Annotated in this window: 24 protein-coding genes; 18 read left to right on the top strand and 6 right to left on the bottom strand. The window is 66.4% G+C overall.

All coding sequences use genetic code 11. The features are described 5' to 3' along the window. Positions 1 to 45: 45 nt before the first annotated feature. Positions 46 to 957, bottom strand: coding sequence for a PAC2 family protein (locus tag ACIPXZ_RS15885; protein ID WP_400596064.1), 912 nt, complete (start codon positions 955 to 957; stop codon positions 46 to 48). Positions 958 to 1,043: 86 nt separating this feature from the next. Between ACIPXZ_RS15885 and ACIPXZ_RS15890 the strand changes: the two genes are divergently transcribed. The 18 genes from ACIPXZ_RS15890 (at position 1,044) to ACIPXZ_RS15975 (ending at position 21,803) form a co-directional block, all read left to right on the top strand. Next, positions 1,044 to 1,808: an HAD family hydrolase gene (locus ACIPXZ_RS15890; RefSeq protein WP_400596066.1), complete on the top strand. Its 765-nt coding sequence runs from the start codon at positions 1,044 to 1,046 to the stop codon at positions 1,806 to 1,808. Beyond that, positions 1,805 to 2,941: a site-2 protease family protein gene (locus tag ACIPXZ_RS15895; RefSeq protein WP_400596068.1), complete on the top strand. Its 1,137-nt coding sequence runs from the start codon at positions 1,805 to 1,807 to the stop codon at positions 2,939 to 2,941. The genes ACIPXZ_RS15890 and ACIPXZ_RS15895 overlap by 4 nt, the downstream gene beginning before the upstream one ends. 63 nt (positions 2,942 to 3,004) lie before the next feature. Beyond that, the gene (locus ACIPXZ_RS15900) at positions 3,005 to 4,042 is read left to right on the top strand and encodes a tRNA (adenine-N1)-methyltransferase (protein ID WP_400596070.1); all 1,038 of its coding nucleotides are present in this window, start codon (positions 3,005 to 3,007) and stop codon (positions 4,040 to 4,042) included. Between the two features lie 107 nt (positions 4,043 to 4,149). Further along, positions 4,150 to 5,907 carry a proteasome ATPase gene (arc, locus tag ACIPXZ_RS15905; RefSeq protein WP_400596072.1) on the top strand — a complete coding sequence of 586 codons (1,758 nt, stop codon included), beginning with the start codon at positions 4,150 to 4,152 and terminating at the stop codon, positions 5,905 to 5,907. A 50-nt stretch (positions 5,908 to 5,957) separates the two neighbouring features. Further along, a complete protein-coding gene (gene dop, locus ACIPXZ_RS15910) occupies positions 5,958 to 7,571 on the top strand; it encodes a depupylase/deamidase Dop (protein WP_400596188.1) in 1,614 nt (537 codons plus the stop codon). A gap of 92 nt (positions 7,572 to 7,663) precedes the next feature. After that, positions 7,664 to 7,867 carry a ubiquitin-like protein Pup gene (locus ACIPXZ_RS15915; RefSeq protein WP_400596074.1) on the top strand — a complete coding sequence of 68 codons (204 nt, stop codon included), beginning with the start codon at positions 7,664 to 7,666 and terminating at the stop codon, positions 7,865 to 7,867. An 18-nt stretch (positions 7,868 to 7,885) separates the two neighbouring features. Next, positions 7,886 to 8,680: a proteasome subunit beta gene (gene prcB, locus ACIPXZ_RS15920; RefSeq protein ID WP_400596076.1), complete on the top strand. Its 795-nt coding sequence runs from the start codon at positions 7,886 to 7,888 to the stop codon at positions 8,678 to 8,680. A 1-nt stretch (position 8,681) separates the two neighbouring features. Next, positions 8,682 to 9,440 (top strand): proteasome subunit alpha, encoded by a 759-nt coding sequence (gene prcA, locus ACIPXZ_RS15925; RefSeq protein WP_400596078.1) that lies wholly within the window; start codon positions 8,682 to 8,684, stop codon positions 9,438 to 9,440. Between the two features lie 48 nt (positions 9,441 to 9,488). Continuing rightward, entirely contained in the window at positions 9,489 to 10,859 is a 1,371-nt protein-coding gene (gene pafA, locus ACIPXZ_RS15930; protein ID WP_400596080.1) for a Pup--protein ligase, read from the top strand. A 102-nt stretch (positions 10,860 to 10,961) separates the two neighbouring features. Continuing rightward, positions 10,962 to 11,879 carry an FKBP-type peptidyl-prolyl cis-trans isomerase gene (locus tag ACIPXZ_RS15935; RefSeq protein ID WP_400596082.1) on the top strand — a complete coding sequence of 306 codons (918 nt, stop codon included), beginning with the start codon at positions 10,962 to 10,964 and terminating at the stop codon, positions 11,877 to 11,879. 31 nt (positions 11,880 to 11,910) lie between these two features. Continuing rightward, positions 11,911 to 12,306: an FKBP-type peptidyl-prolyl cis-trans isomerase gene (locus tag ACIPXZ_RS15940; protein ID WP_400596084.1), complete on the top strand. Its 396-nt coding sequence runs from the start codon at positions 11,911 to 11,913 to the stop codon at positions 12,304 to 12,306. 104 nt (positions 12,307 to 12,410) lie between these two features. Then, positions 12,411 to 14,405 carry a helix-turn-helix transcriptional regulator gene (locus tag ACIPXZ_RS15945; protein WP_400596086.1) on the top strand — a complete coding sequence of 665 codons (1,995 nt, stop codon included), beginning with the start codon at positions 12,411 to 12,413 and terminating at the stop codon, positions 14,403 to 14,405. Then, a complete protein-coding gene (locus ACIPXZ_RS15950; protein WP_400596088.1) occupies positions 14,405 to 14,743 on the top strand; it encodes a hypothetical protein in 339 nt (112 codons plus the stop codon). Before ACIPXZ_RS15945 ends, ACIPXZ_RS15950 begins: the two co-directional genes overlap by 1 nt. Positions 14,744 to 14,780: 37 nt before the next feature. Next, positions 14,781 to 15,047, top strand: coding sequence for a Sec-independent protein translocase subunit TatA (gene tatA / locus ACIPXZ_RS15955; protein WP_400596090.1), 267 nt, complete (start codon positions 14,781 to 14,783; stop codon positions 15,045 to 15,047). 48 nt (positions 15,048 to 15,095) lie between these two features. Beyond that, positions 15,096 to 15,890 (top strand): twin-arginine translocase subunit TatC, encoded by a 795-nt coding sequence (gene tatC, locus ACIPXZ_RS15960; RefSeq protein ID WP_400596092.1) that lies wholly within the window; start codon positions 15,096 to 15,098, stop codon positions 15,888 to 15,890. A 99-nt stretch (positions 15,891 to 15,989) separates the two neighbouring features. Further along, on the top strand, positions 15,990 to 18,833 hold the full coding sequence (locus ACIPXZ_RS15965; protein WP_400596094.1) for a DEAD/DEAH box helicase: 2,844 nt from the start codon (positions 15,990 to 15,992) through the stop codon (positions 18,831 to 18,833). A 40-nt stretch (positions 18,834 to 18,873) separates the two neighbouring features. Beyond that, positions 18,874 to 20,517, top strand: coding sequence for an amidohydrolase (locus ACIPXZ_RS15970; protein WP_400596096.1), 1,644 nt, complete (start codon positions 18,874 to 18,876; stop codon positions 20,515 to 20,517). Between the two features lie 548 nt (positions 20,518 to 21,065). Then, positions 21,066 to 21,803 (top strand): polyprenol monophosphomannose synthase, encoded by a 738-nt coding sequence (locus tag ACIPXZ_RS15975; RefSeq protein WP_400596190.1) that lies wholly within the window; start codon positions 21,066 to 21,068, stop codon positions 21,801 to 21,803. Positions 21,804 to 21,890: 87 nt separating this feature from the next. Here ACIPXZ_RS15975 and ACIPXZ_RS15980 read toward each other — a convergent pair whose 3' ends face one another. The 5 genes from ACIPXZ_RS15980 to ACIPXZ_RS16000 form a co-directional block, all read right to left on the bottom strand. Beyond that, on the bottom strand, positions 21,891 to 22,235 hold the full coding sequence (locus tag ACIPXZ_RS15980) for an RNA polymerase-binding protein RbpA (RefSeq protein ID WP_400596098.1): 345 nt from the start codon (positions 22,233 to 22,235) through the stop codon (positions 21,891 to 21,893). A gap of 194 nt (positions 22,236 to 22,429) precedes the next feature. Then, entirely contained in the window at positions 22,430 to 23,356 is a 927-nt protein-coding gene (locus tag ACIPXZ_RS15985; protein WP_400596100.1) for an SPFH domain-containing protein, read from the bottom strand. A gap of 54 nt (positions 23,357 to 23,410) precedes the next feature. Then, the gene (locus ACIPXZ_RS15990; protein WP_400596102.1) at positions 23,411 to 23,875 is read right to left on the bottom strand and encodes an NfeD family protein; all 465 of its coding nucleotides are present in this window, start codon (positions 23,873 to 23,875) and stop codon (positions 23,411 to 23,413) included. A gap of 116 nt (positions 23,876 to 23,991) precedes the next feature. Then, positions 23,992 to 24,873, bottom strand: a complete 882-nt coding sequence (locus ACIPXZ_RS15995; protein ID WP_400596104.1) for a putative RNA methyltransferase — start codon at positions 24,871 to 24,873, stop codon at positions 23,992 to 23,994. Then, the gene (locus tag ACIPXZ_RS16000) at positions 24,870 to 25,520 is read right to left on the bottom strand and encodes a peptide deformylase (protein ID WP_400596106.1); all 651 of its coding nucleotides are present in this window, start codon (positions 25,518 to 25,520) and stop codon (positions 24,870 to 24,872) included. Before ACIPXZ_RS16000 ends, ACIPXZ_RS15995 begins: the two co-directional genes overlap by 4 nt. Between the last annotated feature and the right edge of the window lie 26 nt (positions 25,521 to 25,546).

Here is a 25,546-nt window from a genome sequence, read left to right on the forward strand (position 1 = left end):
GCGGGATTCCGCGTCGGACCCGGCACGCTGCGTCGATCGGCGGGGTCAGCCTTGCTCGCCTTGAGTGCGCCCGTCGCCCTTTCCCCGGCGGCGGAGGTAACGCTCGAACTCGCGGGCGATCGATTCGCCGCTCGCTTCCGGCAGCTCCGCGGTGTCCGTGGCCTCTTCCAATTGGCGTACGTACCCTGCGATGTCAGGGTCATCGGACGCCAGCTCATTGACGCCCCGTTCCCAGGCGTCGGCATCCTCGGCGAGGTCCCCTGGTTCGATCGGGACCTGAAGGACTTCTTCGATGCGGTGGAGCAGCGATAACTGCGCCTTGGGGGATGGGGATTGCGCCACGTAGTGCGGGACGGTGGCCCAGAGTGAGATCGCGGGAAGGCCTGCCAGCCGCGCCAGCTCCGCCAGCACACCGACGATCCCCGTCGGGCCCTGATAGGTCGAGGGCTCCAGGTTGAGACGTTCCTGAAGAGCACGGTCCTCTGAGCTGACCGTGACGGGAAGAGGGCGTGTGTGGGGCACATCGGCCAGGAGCGCGCCCAGCAGCATGACCCTGTCGACCCCGAGTTCTTCGGCCTGCGCCAGGATCTCAGCGGTGAACGCCCGCCATCGGTAGGAAGGCTCCACCCCGCTGACCAGGATGGCGTCCACCGAGGTCCCGGGCACGCTCGCGCGGTGGATCCTGGTGCCCGGCCAACGCAGTTTGCGTTCCCCGGAGGCAGTGGTCCGCACCATGGGGCGGGTGAACTGGAAATCGTAGTAGTCGTCCGGTTCCAGGACCGAGACCTTGCGGGCGTGCCACGCTTTGGCCAGGAACTTGACGGTGTCGCTGGCGGCTTCCCCGGCGTCGTTCCATCCTTCGAAAGCCGCGATGAGAACCGTTCTGCGCCGGCCGTCGCCATCCCGGGAAAGGAAGGTCTCCTCCTGCGGGCCTTGCTGCTCGTCGAAGTTCTCCATGGGCACTACCCTACGACGGACTTCCGCGGCTGGTCAGAGGCTTCCTCCGGCGTGGAGCGACAGGGTGGCCACGTAGACTGAGCACCATGCTTTCCTCCGCTCCATCGCCTTCGGCCGAACTCCGCCCATCGAGCCCTCTGAGAGCCGCGCTCTGGGACATGGACGGCACTCTCGTGGACACGGAACCGTACTGGATCGCCGCCGAACATCAGCTCGTCGAGTCGTACGGCGGCAGCTGGAGCCACGAACAGGCGATGCAACTGGTCGGCCAGGCATTGGACCGGAGCGCCCGCATCCTCCAGGGTGCGGGCGTGCCCCTCTCGGAACGAGAGATCATCACGACACTGTCCGGGCGTGTCATGGAGCAGATTGAAGAAGCAGTGCCCTGGCGGCCTGGTGCTCGCGAGATGCTCGAGTCCCTCGCGGGTACGGGCGTGCGCTGCGCTCTCGTGACCATGAGTGAACGGCCGCTGGCGAGCCTGGTGGTCCGGCAGCTGCCCCGGGACTACTTCGAATTCCTGGTGACCGGCGGCGACGTGACTCGTGGAAAGCCTGACCCGGAGGCCTACTTGCAGGCCATTGCCTCGCTGCGGGAGACGGAGCCCTCTCTCGGCGTCGAACACGTCGTCGCGTTCGAGGACTCCGTGCCGGGTGTCAGCGCCGCACTGGCATCGGGGGCTGTGACCATCGGCATTCCGCACACCGTGCCCTTGCCTGACTTCACGGGCCGTTACACGAGCTGGGACTCCCTGCAGGGACGTGATGCGACTGCCGTCCGAGGCGTGCTGGAACAGCATTGGGACTCCGGTTCCGGGGACCTGGGCGCCGAGGCCGGGAAGGTGACCGCGTGAGCGCTGTCGCCGGAAAGGACGGCATCCGGCTCGGGAAGCTGTGGGGCGTGCCGATCTATCTGGCCTACTCCTGGTTCATCATCGCCGCCTTCACCGTGGTCTCCTTCGGCCCGCTGCTGCAATCCACCATGCCGGACATCGGTGTGTGGGCCTATGCGGTCGCCTTGAGCTACGCGATCCTTCTCCTGATCTCGGTCCTGGTCCACGAACTCGCCCACGCCTTGTCGGCACGGGCGTACGGGTGGTCGACGGAGAAGATCGTGCTGAACCTCTGGGGCGGTCACACCCAGTTCAACGAGTTCACGGCGACACCATGGCGTTCCGTGGTGGTCGCCTTCGCCGGGCCGCTCGCGAACTTCGTCCTGGCCGCCGTCGGCTGGTTCGTCACCGTCGCCGCGGATCCGCACGGAGTGCCGGGCATCCTGGTCGGCATCTTCACCTGGACGAATTTCGTGATCGGCATCTTCAACGTGCTTCCGGGTCTTCCCCTCGACGGCGGCAGGCTCGTGGAGAGCATCGTATGGAGCGTCAGCGGAAACCGTGAGAAGGGCACCGTGGCGGCCGGCTGGGCCGGGAGAATCATCGTCGCCGCGATCGTCCTGTACTTCATCGTTCGCCCGTTCCTCCTCGGCGAAACGCTGGACTTCAAATTCGTGATCATCACAGCCCTCGTGGCCGGTTTCCTCTGGCTCGGGGCGGGGGAGGCCATCCGCTTCGGGACCATGCGGCTCAGGCTGCCTGACATCCAGGCCGCCGCGCTGGCGGAACCGGCTCAAGGCATTCCGGCGACGGCGACGGTGGCCACGGCACTCCGCGCCGCTTCCTCGGGTGTGACGCTCGTCGTGACGGCCGCGGACGGGGCACCCAGCGGCGTGCTGGACCCGGCGGCTCTGTCGAGTGTCCCGGCGGAACTGGCGCTCACGACGCCGGTGAGCGCAGTGAGCACTCCACTCGCGCCCGGTGCCTATGTGCCCGAACACGCCTCCGGCAAGGAGCTCATCGACTATCTGGCGCCTTTGGACGGCCAGCAGTACGCGGTGATCGACACTCACGGGCAGGTCACCGGCCTCTTGCGGCAGGCCGTCATCGTGGCTGCGATCACGGGCCGCGCGAATCCCCGGCCCAGTCGCTGACGGTAGAGTTACTACCCGGACATTTTGCCCACTCCCCGGCAGGGGACAGGAGAAGGAATTCAGATGAGCGCGCAGGACACCCCTCAGGCACCCGGTACGGACGCCCGTCAGGCGGTGGGCGCCGCCCGCCGTCGTGGGCCCTTCAGGGTCGGGGAACGTGTTCAGCTCACCGATGAGAAGGGGCGGATGAACACCATCACCCTGGAAAGCGGCGGCGCGTTCCACACCCACCGGGGCTTCCTGAACCACGACGATCTCATCGGCCAGCCGGACGGCTGCGTGGCGCTCAACAACATCGGGCAGCAGTACCAGGCCTTGCGTCCGCTGCTCAGTGACTTCGTCCTCTCCATGCCGCGTGGCGCGGCGGTCGTCTATCCGAAGGACGCCGGCCAGATCGTCACGATGGCGGACATCTTCCCGGGTGCGCGTGTGGTGGAAGCCGGCGTCGGGTCCGGCGCCCTCTCCATCTCCCTGCTCCGGGCCGTGGGCGATCACGGGTATCTGCACTCCTTCGAACGCCGCGAGGAGTTCGCGGACATCGCGCGCGGCAATGTGGAGACCATCTTCGGTGGCGCCCACCCGGCCTGGCAGATCACGCTGGGGGATTTCCAGGACGAAGTGGTCAAGGCCGAGGCGCCGGGCAGCGTGGACCGCGTGGTCCTGGACATGCTCGCACCCTGGGAGTGCCTCGACGCCGTTGCGACCGTGCTGGCTCCGGGCGGTGTGTGGATCAACTACGTCGCCACGGTCACGCAGCTTTCCCGTACCGCCGAGGCCATCCGGGCCGACGGCCGCTTCACCGAACCCGACGCCTGGGAGTCCATGGTGCGCGGCTGGCATCTTGAAGGACTGGCGGTCCGCCCCAATCACCGCATGGTCGCCCACACCGGTTTCCTGCTCGTGACGCGCCGTCTCGCCGACGGCGTCGAGGGCCTCGCCCTCAAGAAGCGGGCGAAGACCGAGTTCAGCGATGAGGACATGAACGCCTGGACCCCTGCGAACGTGGGGGAGCGCCCCATCTCGGAGCGTAAGCTGCGCCGGGCGGCCCGTGACGCGATGGCCGGGACCCAGGTCGAGGATCCCGCATCCGAAGCTGAATAACCCCAGGTGGCGCGGGTAGTCACATCGTGGGCAGGCCGGAGTGTCCCGGGTCCAAAGGCGTTAGGCTCGAAGGGTAGACACGACGATCGTCCACGAGAGGGCTGGCCATGAGCGAGGAGACCCAGGGGAACACCGCAGACGGTGCCCGGCAGTCGCAGAACGACGGCGCGCAGCTGAGCATCGCTGAGCGCCAGATCAATGTGCTCCGCGACAAACTTCGCAATGTGGACCGCCAGCTGTCCTCCGCCACTCAGCACAACTCGCGGCTGGTCGGCATGCTGGAAACCGCCAAGACGGAGATCCAGCGGCTGAAATCGGCGCTGGAACAGGAGGGCCAGCCGCCCTACAGCTTCGCGACGCTCCTGCAGGTCAATCCACGCCGTGAACCCTCGCCGGGTGCCAGCGCGAATGCCGCCGTCGAGGAGTCCGTCGACGTGATCAACGCGGGGCGGAAGATGCGGGTGGGGGTCAGCCCCCTGGTCAACATCAACCAGCTGGCCGTGGGTCAGGAGGTCCTGCTCAACGAAGCGCTCGTGATCATCGCCGGTCTGGGCTACGAGCAGGCCGGCGAAGTGGTGACCGTCAAAGAACTGATCGGCCACGACCGTGTCCTGGTGGTCGGCCGCACCGATGATGAACGGGTCATCCGGCTGTCCGGCTCGCTGCGCCACTCCGGAGTCCGGGTGGGCGATGCGGTGGCGGTGGACGGAAGGACCGGGTTCGCGCTCGAGAAGGTCAACCGCAGCGAGGTCGAAACCCTGGTCCTGGAGGACGTCCCGGACATCAGTTACGAGGACATCGGCGGCCTCGGCCCTCAGATCGAGCAGATCCGTGACGCCGTGGAACTGCCCTTCCTGCACCCCGGTCTGTACCGCGAACACGGACTGAAGGCGCCCAAGGGCATCCTGCTGTACGGCCCTCCCGGCTGCGGCAAGACCCTCATCGCCAAGGCCGTGGCCAATTCCCTCGCGGCCCGGGCCGCCGAACGGTCCGGTGCGGCCGAACTGAAGAGCTACTTCCTGAACATCAAGGGTCCCGAGCTGCTCGACAAGTACGTCGGTGAGACCGAGCGGCACATCCGCCTGATCTTCGCGCGGGCACGCGAGAAGGCCAGCGACGGCAGCCCCGTGGTCGTGTTCTTCGACGAGATGGACTCGCTCTTCCGGACCCGTGGCACCGGTGTCTCCTCCGATGTCGAGACCACCATCGTCCCCCAGCTGCTCAGCGAGATCGACGGCGTGGAGCGTCTGGACAATGTGATCGTGATCGGCGCCTCGAACCGTGAGGACATGATCGATCCCGCGATCCTGCGTCCCGGACGACTGGATGTGAAGGTCAAGATCCACCGTCCCGATGCGGAGGCCGCAGCGGACATCTTCGCCAAGTACATCACCACCGAGCTGCCCCTGCATCCGCACGATCTCGGCGAGCACGGCGGGGATCACGGCGCGACCGTGCGGGACATGATCCAGCGCACCGTCGAGTCGATGTACTCGACGGACAAGTCCAACGAGTATCTCGAGGTCACCTACGCCAACGGCGACAGCGAGGTGCTCTACTTCAAGGATTTCAACTCCGGCGCCGTCATCCAGAACGTCGTGGACCGGGCCAAGAAGAACGCCATCAAGGACCTGCTCACCACGGGGGAGAAGGGCCTGCGCATCGAGCATCTCTTGCGTGCCGTCACGGACGAGTTCCGTGAGCACGAGGACATGCCGAACACCACCAACCCGGATGACTGGGCTCGGATCTCCGGCAAGAAGGGTGAACGGATCACGTACATCCGCACCATCGTGCAGGGCAAGGGCGGCCAGGAACCCGGCCGTACCCTGGAAACCGCCACCAACACCGGACAGTACCTGTGACAGGCTCGGCCGTTCCCGATTCCGGAGGACAGGGCGGGGTCCTGCGGGTCATGGGCTCGGAGACCGAATACGGCATCCATGCCCCTGAGACTCCGACGGCCAACGCCACGGTTCTCTCGGCCCGCGTCATCGAGGCCTATGCCCGGCTCACCTCGAGCCGCCAGGCTGAACGTGAGGATGAAAGTGTCTCGCGGCGGGCCGCCGCCGGCTGGGACTACAGCGACGAGGAGCCGCTGCACGATGCCCGGGGATGGAGCATGCCCCGCAGCAAGGCCCACCCCAGCCAGTTGACCGACGTCGCACCCGTGCTGGACGCCACGGCTGTCGCACTGGCTCACGGTCGAGGTGAGCTCGACTATTCGGATGTCGAGTCCGCCGAGCAGCCGCTCATGAACATGGTCCTCGGCAACGGCGCCCGCTTCTACGTGGATCATGCGCACCCCGAATACTCCAGCCCGGAGGTGACCAATCCGCGGGATGCTGTCATCTGGGACGCCGCCGGCGACCTGGTCGCCCTGGAATCGGTGCGGATCCTTGAGGCCGCCGAAGGCCTGGGCCCCGTCAATCTGTACAAGAACAACACGGACAACAAGGCCGTCTCCTACGGCAGCCACGAGAACTACCTCATGCCGCGTTCCGTGCCGTTCTCCTCCATCGCGGAGGGGCTCATCCCCTTCTTCGTCAGCAGGCAGGTACTGTGCGGCGCCGGCCGTCTGGGTCTCGGACAGGACGGCCGCGGCAGCGGCTTCCAGGTCAGTCAGCGCGCCGACTTCTTCGAGGCCGAGGTGGGCCTGGAGACCACGATCCGCCGTCCGATCATCAACACCCGGGACGAGCCCCACGCGACGGCGGACAAGTACCGTCGTCTGCACGTCATCATCGGCGACGCGAACCTCTCCCAGTACGCCAACTACCTGAAGTTCGGGACGACCTCCCTTGTCCTCGGTCTGATCGAGGCGGGCCGCGTGCCACGGATGCAGGTCTTCGAGCCCGTCGCCGCCCTGCAGGACGTCAGTCACGACACCTCCCTGCAGCACCGGGTGAGACTGATCGACGGGCGGCGGCTGACCGCCGTCGAACTCCAGTGGCTCTACTACGAGGCCGCCAGCAGGTACGCCGAGCAGAGCGGTGCGGGGCATCCGAGCCTGGGGGATGGGCATACCCACGCCGTGCTCCAGGCGTGGGAGGAGACCCTGAGCTGGCTTGAGCGCGGTGACGAGCGCGCGGCACGCAGAGTCGAATGGCTGGCGAAACTCAAGCTCCTGCAGGGCTACCGTGATCGTGGCGGCCTCGGCTGGGACGATGCCAGGCTCGGATTGATCGATCTTCAGTGGTCGGACATCAGACCCGAGAAGGGGCTGTACCACCGCCTGGCGCAGCACGGACGGATGGACCTGCTGGCCGATGACGCCGAGATCGCCGCCGCGGTGAGCACCGCTCCCGCTGACACGAGGGCCTTCTTCCGGGGGATGTGTCTGAGCCGTTACCCTCGGGCCGTGACAGGCGCGAGCTGGGATTCGGTCATCTTCCGGTTGCCGGGGCAGGCCCGCTCCACGAGGATCCCGACCAGGGAACCACTGCGCGGGACGCGCGAACTCACGGGTGAGCTGTTCGACGCCCACGAGGATGCCGGGGACTTCCTCCGGGCCCTGCTCCAGCAATGAACCGCCGACGACCGACGGTTCCTGGACACTGCTACGCAACACCGCTCTGAAGTGGCAGGATGGCAAGAGAAGACCCGAATCGAGGAGGAATCATGGCAGGACAGGAACAGATCAATCCCAGCTCACGGAGCGAGGATCAGATCGAAGAAGCCGATGCCGCGATCCCCAGCACCCCGGCCGCGCAGGATCATGCTGCGACCCAGGGCGTCGACGACCTGCTGGACGAGATCGACGGCGTGCTGGAGAAGAACGCCGAGGAGTTCGTCAAGGGCTTCGTCCAGAAGGGCGGCCAGTAGGCCGTGTCCAGGGACTCCGTGCGGCTGACTTCGGAGGCGAGTTCCTCCTTTCTGGAGCACCTCGCCGAGACGAGGCCTGAGCTGCTTCCTTTCGGTGGCTTGAGCGGCACGGGGACGACCCCACTGCAGGTTCCTCACGCCACCACCATCGTGGCGCTGCAGACCGGTTCGGGCGTCCTGATGGCAGGCGACCGGCGGGCCACGATGGGGAATCTGATCGCCTCCCGCACCATGGAGAAGGTCTTCCCTGCGGATGAGACGTCGTTGCTGGGCATCGCCGGAACCGCTGGGCTGGCCGTTGACCTGGTGAAACTTTTTCAAGTGGAACTGGAGCACTACGAGAAGATCGAAGGAACCCAGCTGAGTCTGGAAGGCCGGGCGAACCGGCTCGCTGCGATGGTCCGGGGCAACCTCGGAATGGCCATGCAGGGCATGGCGGTCGTCCCGCTCTACGCCGGATACGAGGCGGGCAGCCCGCGGGGACGCATCTTCTCCTACGACGTGACCGGCGGGCGCTACGAGGAACACGAGCACCACAGCGTCGGCTCGGGCTCCAATTTCGCCCGCGGCGCCTTGAAGAAGCTCTGGCATCCCGGTCTCGAGGAACCCGATGCGGTGCGCGTGGCGGTCGAGGCTCTGTATGACGCGGCAGACGACGATTCGGCGACCGGCGGACCGGATCCGGTCCGGCAGCTCTGGCCGGTCATCTACGTGGTGGACGACGGCGGAAGCCGCCGGATCTCCGACGAAGCAGTCCGGGAGACGGCTCTGACCGTTCTCGCCGGGCGCGATGCCCGCGGTCGGGAGGCCTGAGATGTCACAACCGTTCTATGTCTCTCCCGAACAGATCATGAAGGACCGGGCGGACTTCGCCCGGAAGGGAATCTCACGGGGACGTTCCGTGGTGGTGGTCTCCTGCGCAGCGGGAATCGCCCTGGTGGCGGAGAACGCCTCCAGCTCCCTGCACAAGATCGGGGAGATCTACGACCGCATCGCGTTCGCGGCGGTCGGCAAATACAACGAATTCGAGAGCTTGCGTCAGGCGGGGGTGCGGTACGCCGATGTCCGGGGCTACTCCTATGACCGTCGCGATGTGACGGCGCGCGGATTGGCGAGCGTCTATGCGCAGAGCCTCGGCGCGGTGTTCACGGCGGAACAGAAGCCGTTCGAGGTGGAGCTCGCGGTGGCCGAAGTCGGCGAGGGGCAGGAAGACGACCACATCTTCCGACTCACCTTCGACGGGTCGATCACCGATGAGCGAAGTTTCGTCGCCATGGGTGGGCATACCGAGCAGATGGCCGAGGTGCTTCGCGCGGGCTGGACGGCGGGACAGGATCTGGGCGAGACCCTGCGTCTGGCCACCGCAGCGCTGAGGGCGGCCCGCCAGCCGGGCGAAGCCGGCCAGGCCGCTGCCGAGCCCGAGCGCCCGTCAGCGGCGGCCGGCGGCACCGTCGAGGACGGCGTCGGGCTCGAAGTGGCGCTGCTCGAGCGGGAGCCCTCCCGCTGGCGGTCCAAGCGCCGCGCTTTCAGACGTCTGAGCCGCTCGACATTGAAGGCGCTGCTCGAAGGCTGAACGTCTCCTCGGACGAATCACTGAGGGTGGAGATCTGGAAAGGACGGCATGGACCGGCGGATTTTTGGCATTGAGACGGAGTTCGGCATCTCCTACGTGGGGAACAACACCCGTCGGCTGGCACCCGAGGAAGCGGCCCGTTATCTCTTCCGCAAGGTGGTCAGCTGGGGGCGGTCCTCGAATGTCTTCCTCGCGAACGGCTCGCGCCTCTATCTCGACGTCGGCTCGCATCCCGAGTACGCCACCGCCGAATGCGATTCCCTCACTCAGCTCATCTCGCACGACAAGGCCGGCGAGCTCATTCTGGAGGAGCTCTGCGCCGAGGCGGAGGAGCGGCTCCGGGCCGATGGCTTCGACGGCAAGATCTTCCTCTTCAAAAACAACACCGATTCCGCCGGGAACTCCTACGGCAGCCACGAGAACTATCTGATCCCTCGCAAGGGGGAGTTCAACCGCCTGGCGGACGTGCTGATCCCGTTCCTGGTGACGCGCCAGTTGCTGGCGGGGGCCGGCAAGATCATCACGACGCCTCAGGGCGCCGTCTTCGGCTTCTCGCAGCGCGCCGATCACATCTGGGAGGGGGTCTCTTCGGCGACCACCCGGTCCCGCCCCATCATCAACACGCGCGACGAGCCGCATGCCGATGCCGAGTACTACCGGCGTCTTCACGTCATCGTGGGGGATTCCACGATGTCGGAGACCACCTCTTTGCTGAAGACCGGCTCGGTCGATCTGGTGCTGCGGGCCCTTGAGGGCGGGGCCTTGATGCGGGACATGCGGATGGAGAACCCGATCCGCAGCATCCGGGAGATCTCCCGGGATCTCAGCGGGCAGGTCCTGGTGCGGCTGGCCACCGGGCGCCAGCTGACCGCCTTGCAGATCCAGGAGGAGTATCTGTCCTGGGTGACGGCGTTCGTGGACCGCGAGGGAGCGCACCACCCGGAGGTCGGGAGGATTCTCGATCTCTGGGCCCGCACGCTGCAGGCAGTGCGGTCGGGGGATCACTCAGGCATCGACACCGAGATCGACTGGGCCATCAAGAAGAAGCTTCTGGACGGCTATGCGGCGCGCAATGGCCTGGACCTGGATTCCCCGCGTCTGGCACAGATCGATCTGACCTACCACGACATCTCGCGCCGTCGCGGGCTGTTCTATCTTCTCGAGAAGAAGGGGCTGGCCCAGCGCGTGGTCAGTGACGAGGAGATCCGCCAGGCTGCGACAACCCCGCCTCAGAGCACCCGTGCCCGGCTGCGCGGTGATTTCGTCCGCAAAGCGCAGGAGCTGGGCCGCGACTACACCGTCGACTGGGTGCACCTGAAGCTCAACGACAGGGCGCATCAGACGGTCATCTGCAAGGATCCGTTCGCCTCCACGGACGAGCGGGTGGATGCCCTCATCGCGGGCATGAACGCCGGCTGAAGCAGTGCTGGGGGAGTTCACAGCCGTCTCCGTTACGATGGTTGGCGGTGCCCGTTCCCCAGAGCGGCCCGCCCACCCTGTTCTCTAGTGGAAAGACGACCATTGCGACGTATTCTCGCGGCCCTCGTCCCCGCCGTACTGCTGCTTTCAGCTTGTGGCTCCTCGGATCCCGGCCCCAGCAGTCAGCCGGCTGGTGACACCTCCAAGCTGAGCACGCTCAAGGTCACCGATCAGGGAGCCGACAAGGCCCCCCGGGTGGAGTTCGCCAAGCCCCTGAACGTCACGGAGACCACCATCAAGACGGTCCACGACGGCACCGGCGACCGGGTGAAGGAGAACCAGAAGGTGGAAGTGGGCTTTCTGGCCTACAACGCCCAGGACGGTTCTCAGCTGGCGGACAACTACCTCAGCAACCACCAGCAGCTGACTCTCAACGATGCGATGAAGAAGGGCAACTCCGCCCTCTACAACGCGGTGGTCGGTGCCAAGCTCGGCTCGGATCTGGGCATCGCCTTGCCGCCTGATCCCACGAGCGGCAGCAACACCACCCAGCTCATGGTCCTGCACCTCTTCTCGGCCAAGGATCTCGCGCCGGTGCTCTCCAAGCCGGAAGGCGACGCTGTGACGCCGCCGGCCGGTCTGCCGAAGGTGACCGTGGACAAGGATCAGAAGCCCACCATCGACGTCAAGGGCGTTGCGACGCCCAAGGCGCTGGTGGCCCAGGACCTCATCAAGGGCAAGGGTGACGCCGTCAAGGCCACGGACACCATCGTGGCCAACTACACCGGCGTGCGTCTGGCGGACGGCAAGGTCTTCGATGCCAGCTTCCAGCACGGCGGTCCGCAGACCTTCTCGCTTTCCGGTGTGATCCCCGGATGGACGAAGGGCCTGACCGGCAAGACGGTCGGATCCCGTGTCCTACTCGTGATCCCGGCCGCCGACGCCTACGGTGAGAAGCCGTCTCAGGGTCAGCCTGCCGGCCCGCTCGTCTTCGTCGTCGATATCCTGGGCATCCAGTAGTAGCCCCCTTCACTCAACCCAAGGAGCAGCCATGTCCTTCGGACAGCGCAATTACGACCGCACCAAGCCCGAGATCGACTTCCCCGAAGGCGAAGTCCCGGCGGAGCTGCGGATCATCGACATCACTGAAGGCGACGGTGCCGAGGTCACTCCCGGTGACACCGTCTCCGCTCACTACGTCGGTGTGGCCTGGTCCACCGGGGAGGAGTTCGACTCCTCCTGGGGCCGCGGTACTCCGCTGGACTTCCGGGTCGGCGTCGGCCAGGTCATCCAGGGCTGGGATCAGGGCCTGCTGGGTATGAAGGTCGGCGGCCGTCGCCGTCTCGAAATCCCGTCGGAGCTGGCCTACGGCTCCCGCGGCGCCGGTGGTGCCATCGGGCCCAACGAGTCGCTCATCTTCGTGGTGGATCTGGTCGGCGTTCGCTGACACTCTCGGCAGAGCATTCAGCTCTCTGCGAAAGAGAAGGGGCCGCACCCGGCAACGGGGCGGCCCCTTCCGCGCGCCAGGGCGGTCTTCAGTATGCTGAGCGGGTGTCCGCACGAAAGACCGAACGCATCCTCAACCTCCTGATCGCCCTCCTCTCGACGAGCCGAGGGCACACTCGCGCCTACCTCGAGTCGACCGTCTATGCATACTGCCGAGAGGAAGAGGGGATCTCCGAGGCCGCTCTGGAACGCATGTTCGAACGGGACAAAGCAGAGCTGCGCGAGATGGGCGTACCTCTCCAGACCCTGAACGAAGACTCCGCAGAGGCCGACGACGGCGCCGGAGTGAGGTACCGGGTGAGTCCGGAGGACTATCAGCTCCCCGAAGTAGCCCTCGACGCCCGGGATCGCTTCCTGCTCCAGCTGGCCGCCCGCATGTGGGAACAGGGAAGCCTGCGAGCCGCCGGGGTTTCCGCACTGCGCAAACTCCGCGACGGGGGAGAAGACGACGATCCGGCGTCGTCCGTTCTGCCCAGGATCAGCCCCGGGGGCGCCGCGCTTGAAGCCCTGCACACGGCCCTTGCCGGTTGCCACCCCGTGGAGTTCGACTACCGGGCACCTCAGGCCGCCACGTCCCGTCGCCGCCTTCACCCATACGGACTCGGCAACCGGGCAGGGCAGTGGTACGTCTCCGGTCTGGATCTGGACCGGAACGCGGAGCGCACCTTCCGGCTGAACCGGATCGTCGGGGACGTGTCCGTCGAGCGGAAACGTGCCTTCGAACGGCCCGACACGTTCTCGATCGCTCGAGTGCTTGAGGACATGGAGGAGTATCCTGCGCAGGAGCTGATCCTGAAACTGCCGTCCGGACGCGGGGCCGATTGGCGGAACAGAGCCAGCCGGGTCGACGGCGACATCGCGACCCTGAGTTACCGGGACGAAACCTCCATCGTGGATGAACTCACCGCATCGGCGGCAGTCGTCCAGGTCCTGGAACCGGAGCGCCTGCGCGAGGCTGTCCGTGGCCGGCTCGAGCGGGCCTGGGAGGCGATGACCCGAGCCGCCCCCGCTGTCGAATTCACCAAAGCTGCCGCCAAGCGGGGCCCCAAATCATCCTCCGAGACCACCGTGCGCCGGCTGCTGGCGATGATCCCCTTCCTGGTGCGGCACGGCGGCATCCGGAAAGCAGAGCTCGCCACCGAGTTCGGAATCACCCCGCGGCAGCTCGATGACGATCTCACCCGGATCATGATGGTCGGGCGTCCTGAGGGCTATCACAACGATCTGATGGACATCGTCGACGACGGCGAGCGGGTCTGGATCGACAACGCTCTGGACCTGGCGCAGCCCGTGCGTTTCTCCCGCCAGGAAGCGTGGACGCTCCTGGTGGGACTGGACGCGCTGGAAGAACTCGGCATCGAGGGAGACCGCAGCGCCATCGCCGATCTCAGGCTGCGGTTGTCCACGGCCGCCGGGGACGCCCTCACACTGGCCTCCAGCATCAAGGTCAGGGTCCGGCCACAGGGCCGCGAGGCCCAGTACCTGGCTGCCCTCCGCGAGGCACTGGAGCGTCGAGAGCGGGTCTGGATCGACTACGTCGTTCCGAGCCGTGACGAGGTCACGCACCGTCTGGTCGATCCCCGAGCGCTTCAGTCGAGGGAACAGCATTGGTATCTCGAAGCCTGGTGCCACACGGCCGAGGCTTCGAGGAATTTCCGGCTCGACAGGATCGCGCGCCTGGAGCCGAGCGGAGAGCGGGTGGATCCCGCTCTCTGGACCTCGGAGCCCGCCGGCTCGGTGTACCAACCGGACGACCGCAGTCCTCTGATCACCGTGGTCCTGGCACCCGAAGAGCGGTGGCTTGCGGAACGCTACAGCGCCGTGCGGACCTCGGAATCGGCGGATGGTTCACTTCTTGCCGAGCTCCCGGTGAGTTCGGGCAGCTGGGCTGCCGGGCTGGTCGCCAGAAGTGGCGGGGGAGTCCGTGTGGTCGGGCCATCCGCCGTCGTCGCCGAGGTACGTGAAAGCCTGAGCCGTGCGCGAGGCCGCTATGCGGACACTCACGGCTGGCTCGCAGAACGGAAGGGTACTCTTGGATGATGCCGTGGTGGTCGTGGATTCTGCTGTGGGTCGCCGTGCTGGCGCTCTCCGCCTTGATGTTCGTCATGCTCGGAATCAAGCTTTTCCGGCAGTTCACCGCGATGATGCGCGAGCTTGGGGCAGCGACGGATATGCTGTCCCGGTTGACCCCGGAGCTGGAGGATCCGCAGACCGCGGAACGCCAGATCCCCGTGTTGGGCATCTATTCCGAGCCGGAACAGATGAGGGCCGACTACGAAGCCGGTAAGAACGAGCGCCGTGAAAGCCGGCGGCAACGTCGCGTGGCACGCCGTGCAGCGGCCCACCGGCCACAGAGGCTGCGCGATCTGGGCCTTTGAACGCCCTATCATTGAAGGAAATAGAAAGGACCCGGACATGGGACGACTTTTTGATGGCCCCTGGCCCATCGTCATTATCATCATCGTGGCACTGCTTCTCTTCGCTGCACCGAAGCTGCCTCAGATGGCCCGTAGCCTCGGCCAGTCCATGCGCATCATGAAATCCGAGGTCAACCAGATGAAGGGCGACGGCAAATCCAAGGCCGAAGCCGCTGAGGAGCCGGTGGAAGGCAAGGTCGTACAGCACCCGGAGTCTGCTTCGGACAACGGTGGGAAGCAGAACCCGCCGTCCGGCAACGCCTAAGGTCCAGTGGCGCTCACCAAAGGCCCTCGGAGGAATCCTGAGGGCCGCATGGCTCTCCTTGAACACTTCAAGGAGCTCAAGAACAGGCTCATCAAGAGCCTGATCGCCCTGGCTCTTGCCAGCGTCGGTGGCTGGTTCCTGTACCAGCCCGTCATCGCCTCGTTGTCGGCACCGCTTGAGCAGATCTCTCAGGAGATGCATCGTTCGGCGTCGTTGAACTATGCCTCGATCGCGTCGCCGTTCGAGTTCCAGTTGCGCATCGCCATCGAGATCGGCTTGGTCATCTCAAGCCCCGTCTGGATCTACCAGGTGTGGGCCTTCGTGACTCCGGGTCTGACACGCAAGGAACGCAAGTACACCCTCGGTTTCATGGCCGCTGCGATCCCGCTGTTCCTGGTCGGCGTCTTCGTGGCCTGGTCCGTGATCCCGAACGTGGTCCGTGCCCTGCTGCACTTCACGCCGGAGAACGCGTCCAACCTCATCAGTGCGGACGACTACCTCACCTTCGCGACCCACATGCTGCTCTTCCTCGGTATCGCCTTCCTGGTGCCGGTGGTTCTGGTCGGTGTGAACATGCTGGGTGTTCTGAGTGGCAAGGCCATTCTGAAGGCCTGGAGGATCACGGTGTTCGGCGTGTTCGTTCTGGCTGCGATCGCGGCGCCGGGAGCCGACGCGTTCTCCATGTTCCTGCTCGCGTTGCCCCTTCTGGTCCTGTTCTTCCTGGCCATCGGGATCTGCCTGCTCAACGACAGGCGCCGGGCCCGACGTGAGGGCGCGAAGGCAGAGGAGAACGAAGAGGAAGCGAACCAGGCCACGCCTTTTGAGGACCTGGGCAAGCTCTGAGTTTTGACCTTGACAGCGGCCGGCCGGTTTCGGCCGGCCGCTGTTGCGTATCCGGGCCCGGCGTCCGGGATGCCGCTCCGCAGCCGATACCCTTGAGTAATGCCCGAGAATGACGAATCCTTGTCGCCCGCCGAGAAGTACCAGGCGGCCAAGGAGAGGAACCGGGAGGGCAAGACCATGCTGGCAGCCTTCCGGCAGAGCCAGACCTTCGAGTTGGACCCATTCCAGGTGGAGGCCTGCCGCGCGCTGGAGTCCGGGCGTGGCGTCCTGCTCGCCGCTCCCACCGGCGCAGGCAAGACGATTCTGGGCGAGTTCGCAGTGTTCTCGGCCCTCGAGCGCGGCCAGAAGGCGTTCTACACGACGCCCATCAAGGCCCTCAGCAACCAGAAGTTCGCCGAACTGGGAGAGAAATACGGCTCTTCCAATGTCGGTCTCCTCACGGGCGACACCAGCATCAATCCTCATGCGCCCGTGGTCGTCATGACCACCGAGGTGCTGCGCAACATGCTCTACGCCGGTTCCGACGCCTTGCAGGATCTCGGCTACGTGGTCATGGACGAGGTGCACTACCTGGCGGACCGTTTCAGGGGAGCCGTCTGGGAAGAGGTCATCATCCACCTCCCTCGTTCGGTACGGTTGGTGTCCTTGAGCGCCACCGTCTCCAACGCCGAGGAATTCGGCGCCTGGCTCTCCACCGTCCGCGGCGACACCGCCGTCGTCGTCTCCGAGCACCGTCCCGTTCCGCTGTGGCAGCACGTGATGGCGGGGCGGCAGGTGCTCGACCTGTTCGCGGGGGAGCGCAGCGACGCCGGACCCGAGGAAGATCGCGACTCGCCCTCCACCGAGGTCAACCCCGAACTCCTCAAGATGGCCCGTACGAACAGTCCTCGGGGCCCCCACTCCGTCCGTTCGCGCCGCCGTCGCGACCGGGCGCAGGGCGGGCGCCCGGAGAGCCGTCCCGCCCCAGGGATGCAGCGCGTCTCCCGCCCTGCCATGGTGCGCAGCCTGGAGTCGGCGCAGCTTTTGCCCGCCATCGTCTTCATCTTCTCCCGGGCGGCCTGTGATGCGGCGGTCCAGCAGTGCGCGGCTGCCGACCTCTGGCTCACCAGCGAACGCGAACGCAGGATCATCGCGTCACGGGTCGATGAGGCGAGTCGCGACATCCCCGGTGAAGACCTGGACGTCCTGGGCTTCTGGGCCTGGCGCGACGGTCTGATCCGGGGGATCGCCTCGCATCATGCCGGGTTGCTTCCCACCTTCAAGGAAACGGTCGAAAAGCTCTTCGCAGAAGGCCTGATCCGCGTGGTGTTCGCCACTGAAACCCTGGCATTGGGCGTGAACATGCCCGCCCGGTCCGTGGTGCTCGAAAAGCTCGACAAGTTCAACGGTGAGGGCCGGGTGAACATCACGGCGGGCGAGTACACCCAGCTGACCGGCCGCGCCGGCCGCCGCGGCATCGACGTCGAGGGCCACGCCGTGGTGCTGTGGCACGAGGGCATGGACCCGGCGGCGGTGGCCGGGCTGGCCAGCAAGCGGACCTATCCGCTCAACTCCAGTTTCCGGCCCGGGTACAACATGTCGATCAACCTGCTGGCTCAGTTCGGCCGGCAGCGTTCACGGGAGATCCTCGAGTCCTCCTTCGCACAGTTCCAGGCCGACCGTTCCGTGGTCGAGCTGGCGCGGCAGGTCCGCAGCAGGGAGGAATCCCTCGCCGGCTATGCGGAGGCCATGGCCTGCCATCTGGGGGACTTCGAGGAGTACGCCCGGATGCGCAAACAGCTTTCGGACCTCGAAGGCCGGGCCGCCAAAGAGAATCGGAAGGCCGCACGCGGCTGGATGGTGTCCTCGCTGAGCCGTCTGATGCCGGGGGACGTCATCCACCTGGACAGTGAGCGGGTGCAGGGCTTCGCCGTCGTGCTCAATGCGGACGGACACGCTCATGAACCGCGCCCCGCGGTGCTGACGAACGATCACCAGCTGCGCAGGATCGGGCTGGCGGACCTGGAAGGGCCGATCGAGCCGCTGTTCCATGTCAAGATCGGCAAGAGCTTCAATGCGAAGACGCCCAAGGACCGCAGGGCACTGGCGTCGGCGATGCGGCATGAGCTCCACAAGCGCGGCTTCCTGGATGGGCGTGCGACACCGGGCAACGACTCTCGAAACGGCCGGCGCACGGCGCCGGGCCGAAGGGACGCCGACGCCAGGATCACCGAACTGCGCAAGCAGATGGGCGCCCACCCCTGTCACGGTTGTCACGACCGGGAGAATCACGCCCGGTGGGGAGAACGGTGGTGGCAACTGCGTGAGGAGACCGACGGCCTCCTCACACGCATCCAGACACGGACCAACACGATCGCCAAGACCTTCGACAGACTCTGCGGCCTTCTCGGTGAGTTCGGTTACCTGGAGGAGGGTGGCGGGCGGCTCCAGATCACGTCCGCAGGCCGGAGCCTGCGCCGGATCTATGGTGAGCGCGATCTGCTGATCTCCCAGGCGCTGCGTGAAGGCGCGTTCAGCGACCTGGACGCTTCCGAAATGGCCGCCTTTGCGAGCGTGCTGGTCTTCCAGTCCAAGCGCGACGACGGCGGCGTCCCGCCCCGTATGCCCACCATCTCCCTGGAGACGGCAGTGGAGACGGTGGTCAAGGAGTGGGAACGGCTTTCCGAAGCGGAAGGCCGGCACCGCCTGCCCATCACGGCCGAGCCTGAGCTTCAGCTCATCTGGCCGATGTACAAGTGGGCCAAGGGCAAGCGGCTGCAGGAGGTGCTGTCCGGCAGCGAGATGGCGGCGGGCGATTTTGTGCGCTGGGTCCGGCAGGTCATCGATCTGCTCGACCAGCTGGCGTCCGTACCGGACCTTGACCCTAGGGTGAAGCGGATCTGCCGCGAAGCGATCGAGCGGATCCGGCGTGGCGTGGCGGCGTACACGCCATTGGCCGACTGAATTCAATGGGAATGAACGAGACGAGGAGTTGAGGCAGCGAATGGGCCAGGGAGAACGGCAGAGCGGCGGCTTGCGGCTCTATGTGAACGGAAGCGTCTACTCCGCGGCGGATCCTTTCGCCACGGCGATGCTGGTGGACGGCGGGACGGTGGCGTGGATCGGCTCGGAAGAGGCGGCCAGGTCGCTGAAGGACGACCGTATGGAGCTCGTCGACCTCCGCGGCGCCCTGGTCACCCCCGGTTTCGTAGACTCCCATGCCCATCTGACCGAGACAGGGCAGGCCTTGTCCTCCTTGGATCTCTCCGCCGTCCGCCACCGAGGCGAACTGCTTGACCTGGTGGCCGGCTTCGCTGCGGGACTGGGAGAACAGGAAGCCCTCTTCGGGCATTCCTGGGATGAGACGCTCTGGTCGGACCCTGAGCTGCCCCGGCAGGAGGAACTGGACCGCGCGGCGGGTGGCCGTCCGGTGTATCTCTCCCGGATCGATGTGCACTCTGCACTGGTGAACGGTGCTTCCGTCGCCCTGACCGATGGCCTGGACGGGCTGCGGGGGTACACCGGCGGTTCCTTGGTCAGCCTCGAAGCCCACGCGCTGCTGCGCACCCGCGTGCGGGAGTTCACTCCGCAGCAGAGGGCCGCATTCCAGGAGGCGGCCCTCCGGGAAGCCGCCTCTCAGGGTCACGTCGCGGTGACTGAGATGTCCGGTCCGGCGATCGCCGGTGTCGCTGATCTGCGCTCTGCCGTCGCCTGGAACGACCGGCCCGGTTCGGCTCCCCGGGTTCTGCCCTACTGGGGAGAGGCCGTCAGCGACATCGACGAGGGGCGGGCCCTCCTGGAGCGGCTCGGAGTCCCGGTCCTGGGCCTCGCCGGAGACCTGAACATCGACGGCTCGCTCGGTTCCCGCACGGCCCTGCTCCGCGAGGACTACAGCGACGCACCCGGCGAGCGTGGTGCACGCTATCTCGACGCCGGGACGGCGGCGCGCCATCTGAATGTCTGCGCGGAGCTGGGACTACAGGGTGGTTTCCATGTGATCGGTGACGGAGGCATGGACGTGGCAGTGGAGGCACTACGGCTCAGTGCGTCTGAGCTCGGTGAATCCGCGGTGCGCCGCGCCGGCCACCGGCTGGAGCACGCGGAGATGATCGACGAAGGACATATCGAAGCGCTGATCCGGCACTCCGTGACGATCAGCGCCCAGCCTGCTTTCGACGCCGCCTGGGGAGGCCCGTCCGGCATGTACGCACGGCGACTGGGGGAGCGGGAGCAGCGGATGAATCCGTTCGCGACCTTGTTCCGGGAGGGCATTCCGCTCGCCTTCGGCAGCGACGCACCGGTGACCCCGTTCCGTCCCTGGGAAAGCATCAGGGCATGCCTGGAGCACCACGCGCCCGAGCAGAGGATCTCGGCCCGGGCGGCTTTCATCGGGCATACCCGGGCCGGCTGGCGGGCCGTTCGCGACACGAACCCGCTGAACGGACAGCTGGTCCCCGGGGCACCGGCCAACTACGCCGTCTGGGAGGTCGAGGAGCTCATGGTCCAGGTGGCCGACGAGCGCGTCGCCTCCTGGAGCACGGACCCACGGGCCCGCACGCCCATGCTCCCGGCGCTCGACGGCACGCAGCCGCGCTGCCTGCAGACAGTGGCCGACGGCCAGGAGCTGTTCCGGGCCGAAGGACTCTGAAAGAAATCCTGGATTCCTCCTGGGAGCGACCCATCGAGCTGAACTGGGACGAAGCATGTCGGCCCAGTTCGGGCCGGGGTTGACACTCATTCCGTGCCCCGTAGAGTAGAATTCCAACGGGCGGTTTCGGAATCTCCGGAGCCTCCCAAGCCTCATCGTGGGGGCGTGCAGAGACCTGAGGGTCCGCGCAGATCCCGATGACGATGATGGCACGTCAGGGCGGGCCTGGCGGTTGCAGAAAACAGTTTCAGCGGATCCATGTGTGCCGACTGCAACTGGTCCTGTGCCGCCGGGCCCGTTCGCTTGTACCCCTGCTGGGAGATGTTATGCCCCTGCCGGGGAGGTGTTGTGCCCCTACTGGGGGTGCTGGGCAGGGGCGGCGGCCGTGGACCTCGTGCGGTGATCCAGCGCCCTTGTGAGCGAAGCGGATGGTACCGCGTGGGGCCGGAGGTGGTGTCTCCTGACCTATAATGGGGAGTTGCGCCCCACTAGAAGACCTGAAAGGGACCGGGCGTCCCCAGCCGTCCCGAGAAGAACGGAAAGTGCCTTTGCGCGTCCTGACCATCATCCCCACCTTCAACGAGCTTGAGTCCCTGCCGAAAACCCTCGGCCGCGTCCGCGCCGCGGTGCCGGCCACGGACATCCTGGTGGTGGACGACAACAGCCCCGACGGAACGGGGCAGCTGGCGGACCGGATCGCAGCGGAAGACCCGCAGGTCAAGGTGCTGCACCGGAAGGGCAAAGAAGGGCTCGGCGCCGCCTACATCGCAGGCTTCAAATGGGGGCTGGGAGAGGGCTACGACGTCCTCGTCGAGCTTGATGCCGACGGTTCCCACCAGCCCGAAGAGCTCCCGCTGCTGCTGCAGGCCATCGAGGACGGCGCGGACTTGGCGATCGGTTCGCGATGGGTTCCCGGCGGCAGTGTGGTGAACTGGCCGGCGCACCGCCAGCTGATCTCGCGTTGCGGTTCCTTCTACGCCCGCACCATGCTGGGCCTGCCCGTGAAGGATCTCACCGGTGGCTTCAATGCCTTCCGGGCCTCCACGCTCCAGACCATCGATCTCGACCTCGTCGAGTCGAAGGGCTACGGTTTCCAGGTGGATCTGAAGTGGCGCACCGCAAAGGCGGGTCTCGCCATCAAGGAGGTGCCCATCAAGTTCGTCGAGCGCGAGTTCGGCACCTCGAAGATGAGCGGCAACATCGTGGTCGAAGCGATGATCAACGTGACCAAGTGGGGCATCACTTCCCGGTGGGCGGCGTTGCGCGGACAGCAGGACAAGCACTGAGACGTCGGCGGAATCACGCCCGAATGCCGTGAGGGCCGGAACCTCTTCAGGTTCCGGCCCTCACGGCATTCGGCGTTCTCCGGTGATTCAGCTGGCGCGGGCGCCCCGGCGCTCACGCAGGATCTTCAGGCGATCCTCGAGGATCTGCTCCAGTTCCGGAACGGAACGGCGTTCCAGCAGCATGTCCCAGTGGGTACGGGCCGCCTTCTCATTGCCGTCCACGGGCTTCTCGCCATCCACCAGGATGGCTTCCTTGCCGGTCTTGGAGGTCCAGACCGGGGGAATCTCCGCCTCTGCGGCGAAGGTCACGAAGACCTGCTCGCCGTCTGCGCAACGGTACTCGACCCGCTGGCGGGGGGCCGGCTCGACGCCGGATTCGCTCTCCATGCTCTGTGCGCCAAGGCGCATGCCACGAAGGCTGCGATCGCTCATATTCTCTCCCTCACTCGCCCCGACTGTGGCACCAGGCCACATCTGCCCTGTGCAACGCACTGCCGGCCCTGCTTGTTCCCGGGCCTGGGCATAACCACACCATTTTAGGCCATGATCGGCCTGGGACGGGAATGGGGCGGAGGAACCGTGTTCCTCCGCCCCATTCCCGCGGTGACTATCGGCGGGAGCAACGGTCAGTGTCGCGGCGCCCCGCCGTCGTCCGGCTTGATCTCCGGTGCGATGTTGCCGAGGACGCCACCGATGCCCTTGAGTGCTTCCCCGACCTCGCTGGGAATGATCCACAGCTTGTTCGAGCTGCCCTCGGCGAGCTTCGGCAGCGTCTGCAGGTACTGGTAGGCCAGCAGCTTCTGGTCCGGCTGTCCGGCGTGGATGGCGTCGAAGACCTTCTGAATGGCCTGCGCTTCGCCGTCTGCACGCAGGATCGCCGCCTTGGCGTCGCCCTCGGCCTGGAGGATCGCGGCCTGCCGTTCACCTTCGGCCGTGAGGATCTGGGACTGCTTGGTGCCCTCGGCGGTGAGGATGGCTGCTCGGCGGTCACGCTCGGCGCGCATCTGCTTCTCCATGGAATCCTGGATGGACAGGGGCGGGTCGATGGCCTTGAGCTCAACCCGGGAGACCCGGATGCCCCAGCGACCGGTGGCCTCATCCAGCACGCCGCGCAGCTGGCCGTTGATCTGGTCACGGCTGGTCAGAGCCTGTTCCAGGTTGAGGCCGCCGACGACGTTACGCAGTGTCGTGGTGGTGAGCTGCTCCACGGCCTGGATGTAGTTGGCGATCTCGTAGGTGGCCGCCCGGGCGTCGGTGACCTGGAAGTACACCACGGTGTCGATCGAGACCACGAGGTTGTCCTCGGTGATCACCGGCTGCGGCGGGAAGGACACGACCTGCTCGCGGAGGTCCAGCAGGGGGAGAAGGCGGTCGACGAACGGGATCAGGATCGTCAGGCCCGGGTTGAGGGTGCGCTGGTACTTGCCCAGGCGCTCCACCACGCCGGCCCTGGCCTGCGGCACGATACGGACCGAGCGGACGAGCACGATGAGAACGAAGATGATCAGAATGATCAAGAGGACCGAGAGGACAACTGGTAGAGGATTGAACATCGGGTGCCTTTCCTGCTGTGGTTGGACACGGCCACCGAAGCGGCCAGGACGCGATCAGGGTGTTTCCAAGCCGTCCGGCTCCGGGGCGCCGACGACGGCGTGTGCGCCGTCGATCCGTGCGACCTGGACCGTGAGCCCCGGGGCGAAGACACCGTCGGCGCTGCGTGCGCTCCAGACATCTCCACCGATCTTGACGAGGCCACCCAGCGGGGTGACCTCTTCCAGCACGAGTGCGGACTCGCCGATCAGCCGGTCCACATTGCTCAGGGAGTCCCGTGGTCCCTTGCGCAGATGACGCAGCGCCACGGGGCGGACGAAGAAGATCATCAGGAGGGAGGCCAGGCAGAATACGATGACTTGCAGCCAGAAAGGTGCTCCTGCCAGCGCCGCGAACAGCGTGATGAGCGATGCCCCGGACATCATGAGGAAGATCAGATCGAGGCTGAGCAGCTCGATGACGGCGAAGACGAGCAGCGTCACGAGCCAGAGAGCCCAGAGATTGTCCAGCAGCCAGGCCATGTTCGACCCCCTCCTGTGGGGTTCCGCGACCACTGTTGCGGCGACCGACTCCCCACGATCGTTTTACTCATCCTAGTCATAGCGGTCCACCGTCATGCCCAGGACGGTATAACGCTTCAGTCCCGTTCTGTGCGGAGAGAACGAGGCCGGAAAAGAGAAATGGTGAAGGATGCCGTGACGGGAAGCACGGAGAGGGCCTCGTCATCACCGGATCCAGGCTCTTCGACGGTGTCGTGGTGTCCGGCCGGGCCCATCCGGGCCACCGCCGCGATCGCTGCGGGGCTCAGCCGCATCACGAAGGAGAGCTCCTGGCGGTCTTCAAGGCTGAAGAATGGATCCATGGCCTGGTCGAGACGGTCCAGCTTGCCCTCTTCGATGTCCAGCAGGCCGCTGGAATCCGCGATCTCGCGCAGATGGGACGGCTGTGGCGTGACGACCAGCAGCACGCCGTCAGCTGCGAGCACCCGATGGAACTCGGCCGGATTGCGCGGTGCGAAAACCACTGTCACGGCGTCGATACTGCTGCTCCGGAGCGGAAACTCCTTCCAGACGTCCCATACGAAGACCGCCGCCTCGGGATTAAGCCTCGCAGCCCGTCGCAGGGCGAACTTGGAGATGTCGAATGCGACGGCGGCCGGCGCGGAGCCGTCCTCTGAGAGCGCGTCGAGGAGGTGGTGCAGGTAGTAGCCGGTGCCGGCGCCTGCGTCGAGCAGAGCGGTCTCCGTCCGCGGCGTCCGGAGCCGGGAGGCGAGCTGGGCCGCCATGGCGTCGGCGAGCGGCGCGTAGTGGCCCGCTTCCAGGAAGGCGCTCCGCGCCGTGGCCATGGCCGCCGAATCGGCCGTGAAGCCGGTGCCTTTCCCGGTCAGGAAGTTGAAATAACCCTGCCGGGCGGCGTCGAAGCTGTGACCCCGAGGGCATTGCAAGCGCCCCACGAGGCCGGGCAGGAAGGCCTCGGCGCAGTGAGGGCAGCGCAGCCGGGAACGCACCGCATCCCTCATGCGCTGAACCCGAGGCCCTCGGAGGCAGTGGCGATGCCGGGCTCGGCCCAGTAATCGAGGTACTCCTCGGTGCGGGAGAGGGAGCGGGTGACCGCCTTGTCCAGGTAAAGTGTGCCGCCGAGATGATCCGTCTCGTGCTGGACGATCCTGGCCTGCCAGCCGCGGAACTTCTGGCGGTGTCCGGTGCCGCCGGGATCCGTCCAGTCCAGCTCGACCTGCGCGGGACGGCGCACCACCGCCTGAAGGCCCTGGACGGACAGACACCCTTCGTAGAAGGCGGAGGTCTCCGTACCCAGGGGCCGGTACACCGGGTTCAGCACGGCGAAGTAGGGGAGTGGCTCCCGAGAGCGCTCCAGGGCGACCTCCTCGGGGACCGGCCAACGATCCTCCAGAACGGCGATCCGCAGCGGGATTCCGAGCTGGGGCGCCGCGAGCCCGACGCCCGGGGCGTCGTGCATGACCAGCCGCATGAGTTCCAGGAAGCGGGCCAGCTCCTCGTCGTCCAGCTGGCCGGTGAATTCCACTGCGTCCTGGCGGAGCGCGGGATGCCCGGCCTGGACGATCGTGGGTGGTTCCGTGGATTCGAGAAGCCGCAGGACGGCGTCGCGTAGCTGTGCATCGCTCAGGCGCGGGGACGGGCTGGGCACAAAGCTCCTTGGGTGACTGGCGTTCG

The sequence above is a fragment of the Arthrobacter sp. NPDC090010 genome (assembly GCF_044748305.1).
Classification (GTDB): Bacteria; Actinomycetota; Actinomycetes; order Actinomycetales; family Micrococcaceae; genus Arthrobacter_E.